This window comes from Paenibacillus turicensis (assembly GCF_050461185.1).
In the GTDB taxonomy this organism is placed as follows: Bacteria; Bacillota; Bacilli; order Paenibacillales; family Paenibacillaceae; genus Fontibacillus; species Fontibacillus turicensis_A.
In genome coordinates this window covers 151,638-163,672 of the sequence record NZ_JBCMOR010000005.1, presented here as the reverse complement: position 1 = coordinate 163,672, position 12,035 = coordinate 151,638, and the positions used below count along the sequence as shown (strand labels likewise).

The window sequence follows — 12,035 nt, the reverse complement described above, 5'->3', positions numbered from 1 at the left end:
AGCTCCTATTACAACTTTTTTAATACCTAAATCAAGTTTACCTAAGTACAGCTGAAATCGGCAACCTTTTTAAGTATAAAAGTATGGTATAGTTGTGGATGAAGAAATGATGAAGGATGGAGAAATGAACATTATGGATACAAAAGGCAAGAACAACCCAACCTCAAAAAACAATAAATTTAATCATAAATTGTCTAAGAGCAAAAAAGATAAGGTTCAAGGTCAAAATGACAGAGTTCAAAGTAAGGAGTCGGCGGAAGAACTCACAATTGGCGATAATATTGTCGTTACGATTAAAAGAATCGGGATTAATGGTGAAGGTGTTGGCTATTACCGGCGGAAAGCTGTTTTTATAAACGGCGCACTTCCAGGTGAGGTTGTTAAAGCAAAAGTAACCCGCTCTGAAAATAAGTTTATTGAGGCATTAATTCAGCATGTGGAGAAAAAATCAGCAGAACGTATTAAGCCCCCCTGCCCCATTTATGATCAATGTGGGGGGTGCCAAATTCAGCACCTATCTTCAAAGGGACAAGCGTTAGCGAAGGAAGAGATCGTTAAGGAAGCTTTTGCTCGTTATGCGAATTTACAAGATATTAAAATCAAACCAATTTTAAGCATGGAGCATCCTTGGGGCTATCGAAATAAAGCGCAGCTTCAGCTAGGCTTAGAAAAAGGTAAAGTGATTGCTGGACTATATGCGCCTGAATCTCATCAGTTAATTGATATAGCGGGTTGTCCAATCCAACACCCTAAACTCAATGAAACGATCGCTGCGACAACATCCATTTTACAAAAGCTAAAAATACCTGTAACTAAAGCTCAGGCTCGTGGGGCAAATGGCTACGTTCGTACCGTTGTTGTACGTTATGGCTTTCAATCAAATGAGCTACAGCTCACGTTAGTCACTTCTAACGAAAATATTCCACAGCTAGATAAAATTGTAGCTGAGTTACGTATTCGTATCGCAAACCTTACAGGTATTTCTATGAATATTAATGCAAAAAATACATCGCTTGTGTTTGGTGCTAAAACAGTATTGCTATGGGGATCACAGCACATGGAAGAGTCACTTGGGGAAGTTAAATTCAACCTATCTCCAAGAGCCTTTTTTCAGCTTAATCCGATGCAAACTATATCGTTATATGAGACGGTGCGGGCTTATGCAGGCTTGACTGGTCAAGAGTCAGTTGTCGATGCGTATTGTGGAACAGGGACAATTGGTTTGTGGCTCGCCCCTTATGCGAAGGAAATCCGTGGGATTGAGTCAATTCCCGAAGCGGTCATAGATGCGAAAAATAATGCAAAAAATAACGACATGAATAATGTGAGCTTTTATGAGGGGTATGTAGAGGAGTTGCTTCCTCGCTGGGTTAAAAAAGGCTTCAAGCCTGACGTCATTATTGCCGATCCACCTCGTACTGGACTTGATTCACGTTTTATTGAGGCTGTACTGTATACGAAACCTGAGAAATTCATTTATGTATCCTGTAACCCTTCTACATTAGCTAAGGATTGCAAGGCGTTTTTAGATGGTGGCTATAAGATTGAATCGGTTCAGCCTGTTGATATGTTTCCGCAGACGAGTCAGGTGGAGTGCTGTGTGTTACTTAAATTGGCGGGGGAGTAACTCCCCCGCTTGTTTTATGCCCCAACGGAAGCGGGGCGAACTATGTTTCGTCTTTGGATACGCAACGGCAAAGGGGATAACACCATATCTTAATTCGCACAGTCAAATTTCTATAACAGAAGATTAATCAACATATCTGACAATGGAGCGCTTGTTCTGCGTGGTTGAAAAGATAATTATATGGAGGTCATTATATTATGGAAAGCGTTATTAAAATGCTTGAAATAAAACGTAATCAATTGATTCAGGAGCTTAAAGTTGCTCAGGGCGAGACTCATACTCAAATTTTAGAAGGAAAACGAGAACTCGACACGGCTATACAGTGGCTTAAGAAAATAAAATTTCTGGGACTGAAAAACGCAAATAATTATATCTTCACCAAATTACCAGAGACAAAAATGGCATTTTCAGAATACAAGATTGTTGAAACCTTCGAATACGATGATCCTAAAGACTGGCAGGAAGTTAAATTAACGAATGAAGATGAGGAAGTATGGTTGTATGAAGGAGATTGGGTGATTAAAAGCAAAAAGTAGTCTCATAACATAATAGTATCGAGAAAACCAAATACAGCAAGTGAAATCAAGCTTTAAACGCTCTATTCCTTTACCATAATAATTGTTAATTATTCTGATATAAAAGTTGGAGGTTAATCATGAAAAAATGGTATGCTGAGGAATACGAATGGGAAACTGAGGTAATAGGCTTTCTTCGTAGTGAGCACACAGAGCGATATTGCCGAAACGGCGAGGAAATCGGAGATAAGTATACTTGTACGTATGGTTGTCCTGTAAATGCAGATGGACAAGGTATTTGCTCAAAAGTAATGATGACAATGTTTCCAATCATGGAGGCTGTCAGAAGTGGTGGCGATTTAGAAAATATCGGTGGTAATAGCAAATATAGCAAGGAAATTGTATGCCCAGATGGTTGCGTTATATTTAGAATGACAGCGAAAAAACTTGGTAATGAGAATTTTTATAAGGGGAAGTTTTTTGATTAGTTTAGATTTTATTATGTTCAGTTTAGAGATAAGTGGAAAACTCTCCGTGAGTATTTTTAAAAGGTGATTATCATTTCATCTTGGTCTATGATTACAAAATAATGATGAAGTGATAGAACTTATTGAGGGAGGACACAATATGGCAAACCTATCTTCAAACAAAAAGAAAATCCGTGGTTGGCGACGTAGAATTAAGCAAATCGAACAATGGAAACAACGATTTATCGATTTGGACATTGAAGAATTGTTACGTAGCAATAGAGATTATGTAAAATTATGGATTAATCCATTTTTCAGGTTAACTAGACGGAATCCTCCGATGTGGTATTCTCGTTTACTACTTGAGGCTATGATCGAAGTGTATCAAGCTTGGTATCAGCAAATGAAAACATTAAATGAACCGTTTTATTTAAAAATTTGGCTCTATCATCCTAATTTTATTAATTCACAAATTGTTGTTGCTTTTCGTGATTGTTTGCATTTTTACGATAATACATTTGAAAAAAGTAATGACAAAAAAGCCTTCCCCTCACAGCTGTATGGGAAATTACCTGATCTTCACAACTTTAAATGGGAGCTTGCCCTAGAGTCAGAATATTATAGTCTTTCTGAATTACAAGATGATGTAGGTTTAGGTTTTAGAACTAATAAGAGTATCGAAGCAATCAAAAACAAAGCCTACAGGCGCGAAACTATAAAAATAAGTACCGGTGAGGATACTGTTTATAGTGTTAGGCTCGGAGATGTTTGGTTAGGCGAGTTGAGCTATTTAGAGGTGACCTAAAAAAGACTCAACTGCTCATAGGTTTGCTTTTCTTCAAATGTATTCAAATATTCAAAAATGCTATTTACATCATGCACAATCCCATTTTTCTGACATTTTTGTTGAAACAGTTTCATTAAGCTTCGGTTATTAGGACTCGCTATATAATATTGATTTCCATAGTTACGAATATATTTTTCCTTCAAACGAGGAAACTGTAGGTCTAGCTGCTTGTAGAAATACTCCCTATTCCCCTCTCGCAATGTAAGACCCATACCGAAACAAAGGATACCGTAAACTTTGGCTTCAATGCATAAGTCTAAGATTCCTGCAATATTTTCCTCCGTATCATTGATAAAAGGTAAAATAGGCGACAACCAGACAACAGTAGGTATTCCTGCATCACGCATTTGTAGCAATACCTCAAAACGTTCCTTTGTTGTGCTTACATTTGGCTCTATTTTACGACACAAATCTTCATCCACAGTCGTCAATGTCATTTGCACAACACATTTTGTTTTTTCATTGATCTTCTGTAATAAGTCGATGTCCCGCAAAATACGATTTGATTTTGTGATCATTGAAACTCCAAAACCATATTTATGTATCAACTGTAGTGATTTACGAGTATTTTCTATTTTTAACTCCAAAGGCATATAAGGGTCTGTCATTGAGCCCGTGCTGATCATACACTTTTTCCGTTTACGCTTTAGCGTATCCTCTAGCAGTTCAATTGCATTTCCTTTAATTGCAATATCCTCAAAATCATGATCCATTTGATAGCAACTACTTCTAGAGTCACAATAAATACAGCCATGCGTACAGCCGCGATATAGGTTCATCACATTTTTGGACGATAATATTCCCTTAACTTGAGTATAATGCATCGTATCCCCCTAGAAATTAGACTTACTTATTTTTTAGTGATATGTTTTGATGTAGTATATAAGGCAGCCATCACGAACATGGTTAAAATACATATGAGAGGAAGTGTAGGTATGGCAATAGCGCCTGACAAAAATAAGCTTTATCCAAATGAAAATATTAAAACCGTATGTTACATAAAAAATTTACCAAGTAGACCCAATGTTGAGCTTGGTGATTATACCTATTATAGCGATAATACAAGCTCACCTGAACTTTTTTATAACAATATTCAGCATCATTATGACTTTTTAGGTGATAAGCTAGTCATTGGTAAGTTTTGTGCCTTAGCTGAAGGAGTTACTTTTGTTATGAATGGCGCTAATCATCGGATGGATGGTTTCACAACGTATCCCTTCAATATTTTTGCTGGAGGTTGGGAAAAGGTCACGCCTACGATAGAACAGTTACCTTTCAAAGGGGATACTGTAATTGGCAATGATGTATGGCTGGGACAACATGTCACAATAATGCCAGGTGTAAAAATTGGTGACGGAGCCATTGTTGCTAGTAACTCCACTGTTGTAAAAAATGTTGAGCCTTATACGATTGTTGGCGGTAATCCTGCTAAAATGATAAAGAAGCGTTTTAGTGATGAGATGATTAATTTGTTGTTGGAGCTTCAATGGTGGAACTGGGATGAGCAAAAAATATTTAATAATCTCGAGCAATTGGTTTCGGTTAACGATATAGACACACTAAAGAGACTACTAACTGAGTAGAAAAACTCAATAACAAGGAATATGATTTTAACAACAATCGCAAGAACACTCTGGATCGTAGCCACCATCCTTCAGTCGTTGTCAAGTACTAATTTTTAAATAGAGCCTTAATAAATTGTCTATAAATTTCTTCCAATTACATTCGCTGATACAGGCTGTAACCCAAGTTGTTTTATCCAAATCGATAGCTGGCCCATATGATGTATTTCATGCGCTATTAGATGACGCAGGATTTCACCTTTCGTATAACGTCCTTCTGTCCATGGAACGGTAACGGCTTCTTTTTCAAATTTACTTGTCCATGTATTTAAGAAATCCTGTGTTTCATTTCTCCAACTATCCGAAAGGTTTTTCATCTGCTCAATAGACTGATAGTCTTCAAATTGAGCTTGGATATCGGGCTTACCCTGTATTCCGCGAATCCAACTATATTCTACATCTATGATGTGGAAAAATGTACGAAGGATGCTTCCTACTCCTCCCACACGTTGACGAATCAATTCTTCCTTTGGAATTTGATTGCATAGTGTAAACCAATCATCTCTTACGCTCCAGTTATATCGAAACAAGGTTCTCAATTGTACTTCCTCCTAACTTTTATTAAAGTTTATTAACACAAGCTACTTACCCTTACATAATTCCATCAGTCTAGCAGTAAACTCATTTACGATTCTTGACGTCTGTTCATTTTTTCTAGTGATTCGTCCCAAAATAACGTCCTCCATCTGATATTGTTGTAATGGGATCGTTACCAACTGTTCTTGATCACTCTCACGTAAAAACTTAGTAATAAAATCAGGGGCGATCGTAATTGTGTTTCCTCTAACAACCATTTGATATAAAGCCTCGATATTATTTGTTGAAAGGGCAATGCGGTTTGACGGCTGTTCATCTAGCATTTGCTGAGCTATATGTTCAATATCTTCATCCTTATAAAGAACAAATACTTCGTTTTTAACATCTTCAGCACTTATTGTGTTCAGAACGCATAGTGATGAATTTTTGCTCACGATAAGTGCCGCCTTACCTTGGATGATAGGCAACCATTCCAAGGAATTATCCTGTTGCTGGTTAGAGCTATAAGAAAACAATCCTATACTTGCATCCCCTTCATTGACGTGATTCATCACCGTCTGTGTATCTCCTTCGATCATTTGTACATTAAGTAAAGGATATTTTTGAGCAAATTCAATTGTAGCTTGTACAACCAATGGAACCAGCCCCGGAATCGTAGAAATGATGATATTTTCACAGTATTCTTCTTTAAGCAGTGACAGTTCATGCTTCATCAAATCGACACTTCTAACAATAGAAGCTGCATGTTGAAGAATGAGTTCCCCTTCTTTCGTTGCGACGATTCCTTTTTTCGTTCGATGAAAAATAATGGTATCCACTTCTCCCTCAAGCTGTTTTATGGATTGACTAATCGTGGGTACTGTCATGTGGTGAACACTAGCCGCCTTAGTGAAGGACCCATAGGTTGCAGCCGTAATCAAGTATTGTAGCTGTATTATATTCATGAAACTTCATCCTTAAATAAAAGTTTATAATCATTAATTTTAATTAAATATATTTTATCACAATATATTGGTATCATAAAATATATCAAAGGAAAATCTAAAGTAATGTGAATGTTATTCACAGCAAGGGGGCAACAAAATGAGAAGCTTGAGAAGTTATCTTGTTGAACTTTTATTAAAATTAACTAAAAAAGAAGTTAATCCTACTGCCTATTTAGAGAAAAAAAGAAAAGAAAATGATGCTCCTTATTTACTTCCAGCAAATTTACAACGCAAATACAATATTGCAAAAACGAGTGCCTATTCAGTAGATACCTATCTGATGAAATCCCCTTCGCAGCAAGAGGAGAGACAAATCTTATTTTTGCCTGGTGGAGGGTATATTGAACAGCCGCTGATATGGCATTGGAAGTTTTTATATGAATTAACTCAAAAACTAAATGGAACAATAACTATTCCCATCTATCCGAAAGCACCAAATTATACGTATCACGAAGCGTTAGATAGCGTTCTACCTATTTATAATGATTTATTAACTAAAGCTTCACCTGAAAACATTGTAATTATGGGTGATTCTGCGGGTGGCGGTCTAACACTTGCATTATCACAATTAATATTGAGAGAAGGACTGCCACAGCCCGGTAATATCATCTTGCTGTCTCCATGGCTGGATATTAACCTTGATCATCCTGAAATATCGTCACTGTTAAAAGTAGAACCAATGCTTGATCTACCGCTTTTGATCGAAGCGGGTAAAACTTATGCTGGTGATACACCTACAAGTAATTATTTAATCAGCCCAATTAATGGTCCGATTCGTGGTTTAGGTAAAATTACGTTATTTATAGGAACGCATGAAATATTTTTGCCTGACGCTCGTAAATTTAAAGCCTTAGCCGAAAAAGAAAAAGTAGACATCAATTATTTTGAGTATCCTAAAATGAACCATGTATTCCCTGTCTTCCCGATTCCAGAAGCAAAGAAAGCAATGGAACAAATAATAGATATTATTAAGTACAAGCAATAAGCTGAGCCCTTTAGATAGGGAACATACTGATTCTTCTATCCGAAGGGCTATATTTTGTCTGTATTATTTTAAGTCATATCATCCCGCAAGGCATCAATTATGTTTTCTTTTTTAATTTTACTAATAGCATAGAGCATAGTAACAAAGACAATAAAGAGTACTCCAAAGACGCTTATTCCAACACTTTCCCATGGGAATACATAATCAATATTATCCGCACCAGCAACAAACATTCCTTTATAAATAAGCCAAGAACATATTATTCCAGCAGGAAGCCCAATAAGTAACGCCCGCAGTCCATAAAAGGCACACTCAAAATTCATCATCTTCTGAAAATTGCGTTCAGACATCCCTACAGAGCGAAGCATAGCAAGCTCGCGCCGACGAAGCTTAATATTTGTGGAAATTGTATTAAATACATTCGCAATCGCAATAAGCGAAATCATAACAATAAACGTATAAGCAAACACATTAGTAATAAATATATAGTTGCGACTTTCATCTAACAATTTATGAATATTATAGAGCTTGTATTCTCCTGTAATTGCTGCTCCTTGAATAATTGGTTCCATTTTATCTGCTGATTTTGTTGCGTTTTTCGAAAGAAAGGTCATGCCCTTTACAGCGACGTGACTGCTAGGCGTTTCAAATTTCTCTTTCAGTGAATAAGGAGCTAAAATCATAAAGGTATATGGATCATTAGTGGGCTTAGCATCTATTATTGGCAAGGTATCGGGAGGAACGGTATTAACAAGGGTCAGATTTATGACCTGTTCCTGTTCTGTTTTCACCTGACCACCTACCTCTTGTGCAACAGATATTTTTATGGAAGACGACTTAAACAAATCAGGAATATCTTCCGCCTCCATCTTCCGATTCTCTTTCATAAGGCCATTTAATTTGGCAACTGCAATCAGCTTCGTTTTGTCTGTAATATATTCTTTTTCAGGTAAACCTACCTTCTTCACTATATTGGTGTAGGTATCGTCATCAACAAACTGAATTTTTGTAGAAAGGTTAACCTTATCCTCATTGGAATTCCCACCCGTTTCTTGCCAGTAGGAGTCAGAAAGGTCGCTCGAATTAGCAGTCAGGGAATACTTCATAAGTACATGATACGAGCTTTCGTATACACCCTCCACTGCTTTTAATTTGTCAAAAAGCATCTTCATTTCGTTATCCTTGATCTCTGGTGTAGCGACACCAATATCATAGGTCGTAAACAGAGTGGCTCGTTCTGAAGTCATTTTCATATCAGTGACAAAAGAACTTGCCGATATAAATAGCACGACACTTAAAATAAGCGATAACACAATACTACGATAACGTTTTTTATTTCTTTTAAAGTTTTTAAGGGCAAGCATCCCTTCTAAACCATATATTCGTTGTGCCAGCTTGGAGGTTCTAACAGCCTTTGATTCCACCTTAACCTCATTGCTTTGACGAATACTTTCCATGATTGGTGTGTTTGCTGCCTTTCTGGCAGGAATATAAGCTGAGATCAGAATTGTGACCATAGAGACAACTGCAGCAATAACAATAGCAGGGAGAGAAATCTTTAATGTTAAGGGTACATTTTCATAGAGCATATTACCAAAATTGCTAGTAACCGCAGAAATGACCAACCCCATGCTACCGATTCCGACAAGTATGCCAAGCGGGATACCAATCATACCAATACTAATTCCCTCAAATAACACCGAATTTCGTAATTGCTTTGGCGTAGCTCCCACCGAAGAGAGAATGCCAAATTGGCGTGTCCGTTCATTTAGCGAAATCGTAAAGGAGTTATAAATCATAAAAATGGAGCCAATCATAATGATCGCGAGCACAATCGCACCTAACATATACAAAATCATTTTAAACATATTATCGTTATTCGTAATTCCCATAAATCGTAACACATTTTCGTTATAGACATAAGCTTTTCCTTTTGCAGCATTACTGACATAATCTTTAGCATCACGAGGATTTTTTAATGTTACAAATAGGCTTTGGCTTTCCAACTTTTCCTGTGGGTTCGCTTTCGTAATTACCGTATATCCAGGTGCAGAACTTTCTTCGAACTTAGGTCTTTGAAATATTCCAACAACAGTGTAGCTTTTCTCGGTATTTGGCCTGAAAATTTCTTTCGTTGTGCCTTCCTTTTGCCCAGAAATATAAGGGTCATGTTGATTTAGCCTTTTATTTCCTCCCATGCGATTTCCGACTGCAAGAGAAAGCGTGTCGCCAACAGCCAGCTTAACCCCTCCGTTTGTTGAAACATGCGAAGGCACAATAATTTCGTTACTATTTTGAGGCATTCTGCCTGAAAGAAGATGAATCGGTATGTGTTCAAAAGCTTGCGGACTAAATCCAGCGATATACAAATAGGGTTTATTGGCATTTTTGCCCCCCTCCAGCTGGGCATAACCAACATTATCAAAGGCAGCAGTTCTTTCAATACTATTATTAAGCTCCTGTTGCTGTATAAAGGATGAATCCACGTCTACCAGCTGAACGTGCCAATTACCATAATTAATAGTTGCCCCTTTTACCATATAGTCTTGAAGTGAAGTGGCAAAGGTGGCAACTCCCGTGATCATGGCGGCGGCGAACATAACCCCAATAATCGTAACAATCGTTCTTGTACGGCTTTTCTTCATGCTTTGCAGGGTAACTTTGTTGAAAATATTCATGACCGCACCCGCTCGTCTCTCACAACTTTGCCGTCTGATATTCCAATAATCCGATCTGCTTGTAAAGCGATATTTTCGTCATGCGTAACGAGAAGCAAGGTTTGGCGATATTTTTGATTACTTAATTTCAATAAATTAATAATTTCATGTCCGTTTTTACTGTCCAGGCTACCTGTAGGTTCATCCGCTAACATAACCGCAGGCGCATTCATCAAGGCACGCCCGATCGAAACACGTTGTTGCTGACCACCCGAAAGCTGGTTAGGTAAATGATTTTTCCGTTCCTTTAAGCCAAGAAGGTCTAACAGTTCGTTAAGCCGTTCCTCGTTCACCTTCCGCTTGTCCATAAGGATGGGTAACGTGATATTTTCCACTACATTTAAAGTAGGTATGAGATTATGAAACTGATAAATTAACCCTACCTGCCTCCTGCGGAATATTGCAAGCTTGTCGTTGCTTTGACCATAGACATCCATGCCATTCAAAAATATCTTCCCGCTTGTGGGTACATCTACGCCACCAATCATATGAAGTAATGTAGATTTACCAGAGCCTGACGAACCAATGATGGCGGTAAACTCTCCTTTTTCAACACTTAGTGAAACATTGTCCAGCGCCGTAACTTGATTTTCCCCTTTACCGTATACCTTACATAAATTTTCAACCTTTAAAAACTCCATGACGTGAGTCTCCTTTCACTTGCTCTACTCACTCATATCATAAAACCTGTATCTTACAAGTCAGTGACTTTCAGGTGAGAGATTCGTCACTTTTCATTTTCTTACTTCGGAAAACGAAGCGTAAATATCGCCCCACCTTGTGGGTGATTTTTCGCTGTAATGCTTCCACCTTGGCGGGTTACAATCATTCTACAAAGCGCCAATCCAATCCCATATCCAGTAGTATTGGGGTTTTTGCCACGATAAAATCGATCAAAGATATAAGGTAAATCTTCTTTTGCAAAACCTTCACCATTATCATGGATCATGATCTCAGTAAACAACAGGTTATCTGTGCATGTAACATCAATCTTTCCGCAATCTCCCGCACTTTCCATGCAATTTTTAAGGATATTTTGAATAGCCTCTGAAAGCCAGCCTGAATCGCCTTCAACGACTACTCCTTTTGGTACATCAATATGCAAATCAACATTATGCAGCTCCATTGAGATCAAAAGCGGGCGAATCGCAATACTAATTAAGTGACTAACATCAACTTGCTCCCTTTGGAAAATGACAATGCCAGCATCTAAGCGAGATATTTTTAGCAGAGAGGTAAGAAGCCAATCCATACGTACAAGCAGTTCCTCTGCTTCTCGTAAAAATGCTTTTCGTTCGTTTTCATCCGGGTTGTTACCTAATAAAGACAAAATGAGGTTCGCAGAGGTTAGTGGAGTTCGAAGCTGATGTGCGATGTCGGCAAGGGAATCGGCAAGATGTTCCTTTTCTTTTTTCAGGGCTTCATTTTGCTCCCGAATACGCAACGTCATTTTTGTAATTTCACTATGTAAAATAGAAAGTTCTCCTTCTTCTGAATCTCCAATATATATGTAGTCAGCATTATGAAGCAAAAGATCAATTTGATTAGAAATGTCTGCAATGCTTTGGTATCGTGCTTTAGTAAATCTAAAAAAGAGCATACCAATAACAACGGAAAAAGTAATGATAACAATTCCCGCCATCTCATTAATTGTAAACCCCAGCGTGACAGCAACAACTGTAAGGAGAACAAACACAATCATAAACTGCCTAATTTCTTTATTTCTAAGCAT

General features: G+C 37.7%; 12 protein-coding genes. 6 read left to right on the top strand and 6 right to left on the bottom strand.

Annotated features, from left to right (window positions below; genetic code table 11):
• The first annotated feature begins 109 nt into the window (after window positions 1-109).
• The 4 genes from rlmD to ABE099_RS02800 all read left to right on the top strand — a co-directional run bounded on the left by rlmD (window position 110) and on the right by ABE099_RS02800 (window position 3,414).
• Window positions 110-1,627 carry a 23S rRNA (uracil(1939)-C(5))-methyltransferase RlmD gene (rlmD, locus tag ABE099_RS02815; RefSeq protein WP_430027169.1) on the top strand — a complete coding sequence of 506 codons (1,518 nt, stop codon included), beginning with the start codon at window positions 110-112 and terminating at the stop codon, window positions 1,625-1,627.
• Between the two features lie 197 nt (window positions 1,628-1,824).
• Window positions 1,825-2,163: a hypothetical protein gene (locus ABE099_RS02810; RefSeq protein WP_430027167.1), complete on the top strand. Its 339-nt coding sequence runs from the start codon at window positions 1,825-1,827 to the stop codon at window positions 2,161-2,163.
• 119 nt (window positions 2,164-2,282) lie between these two features.
• A complete protein-coding gene (locus tag ABE099_RS02805; RefSeq protein WP_430027165.1) occupies window positions 2,283-2,630 on the top strand; it encodes a TIGR04076 family protein in 348 nt (115 codons plus the stop codon).
• Between the two features lie 139 nt (window positions 2,631-2,769).
• Complete coding sequence (locus ABE099_RS02800; RefSeq protein WP_430027163.1) at window positions 2,770-3,414, top strand: hypothetical protein; 645 nt, start codon at window positions 2,770-2,772, stop codon at window positions 3,412-3,414.
• On the opposite strand, the gene ABE099_RS02795 is transcribed toward ABE099_RS02800, so the two are convergent.
• Window positions 3,411-4,280, bottom strand: coding sequence for an SPL family radical SAM protein (locus ABE099_RS02795; protein ID WP_430027161.1), 870 nt, complete (start codon window positions 4,278-4,280; stop codon window positions 3,411-3,413). The two genes, ABE099_RS02800 and ABE099_RS02795, sit on opposite strands and share 4 nt — an antisense overlap.
• Before the next feature lie 111 nt (window positions 4,281-4,391).
• On the opposite strand from ABE099_RS02795, the gene ABE099_RS02790 reads away from it, so the two are divergent.
• Window positions 4,392-5,039, top strand: a complete 648-nt coding sequence (locus ABE099_RS02790; protein ID WP_430027159.1) for a Vat family streptogramin A O-acetyltransferase — start codon at window positions 4,392-4,394, stop codon at window positions 5,037-5,039.
• A 119-nt stretch (window positions 5,040-5,158) separates the two neighbouring features.
• Here the strand turns inward: ABE099_RS02790 and ABE099_RS02785 are convergent, their stop codons facing one another.
• Window positions 5,159-5,617: a DinB family protein gene (locus tag ABE099_RS02785; protein WP_430027157.1), complete on the bottom strand. Its 459-nt coding sequence runs from the start codon at window positions 5,615-5,617 to the stop codon at window positions 5,159-5,161.
• Window positions 5,618-5,659: 42 nt separating this feature from the next.
• Entirely contained in the window at window positions 5,660-6,559 is a 900-nt protein-coding gene (locus ABE099_RS02780) for a LysR family transcriptional regulator (protein WP_430027155.1), read from the bottom strand.
• 139 nt (window positions 6,560-6,698) lie between these two features.
• On the opposite strand from ABE099_RS02780, the gene ABE099_RS02775 reads away from it, so the two are divergent.
• Entirely contained in the window at window positions 6,699-7,586 is an 888-nt protein-coding gene (locus ABE099_RS02775) for an alpha/beta hydrolase fold domain-containing protein (RefSeq protein WP_430027153.1), read from the top strand.
• A gap of 68 nt (window positions 7,587-7,654) precedes the next feature.
• Here the strand turns inward: ABE099_RS02775 and ABE099_RS02770 are convergent, their stop codons facing one another.
• The 3 genes from ABE099_RS02770 to ABE099_RS02760 form a co-directional block, all read right to left on the bottom strand.
• Entirely contained in the window at window positions 7,655-10,264 is a 2,610-nt protein-coding gene (locus ABE099_RS02770) for an FtsX-like permease family protein (RefSeq protein WP_430027151.1), read from the bottom strand.
• On the bottom strand, window positions 10,261-10,944 hold the full coding sequence (locus ABE099_RS02765) for an ABC transporter ATP-binding protein (RefSeq protein ID WP_430027149.1): 684 nt from the start codon (window positions 10,942-10,944) through the stop codon (window positions 10,261-10,263). Before ABE099_RS02765 ends, ABE099_RS02770 begins: the two co-directional genes overlap by 4 nt.
• 101 nt (window positions 10,945-11,045) lie before the next feature.
• Complete coding sequence (locus tag ABE099_RS02760; protein WP_430027147.1) at window positions 11,046-12,035, bottom strand: sensor histidine kinase; 990 nt, start codon at window positions 12,033-12,035, stop codon at window positions 11,046-11,048.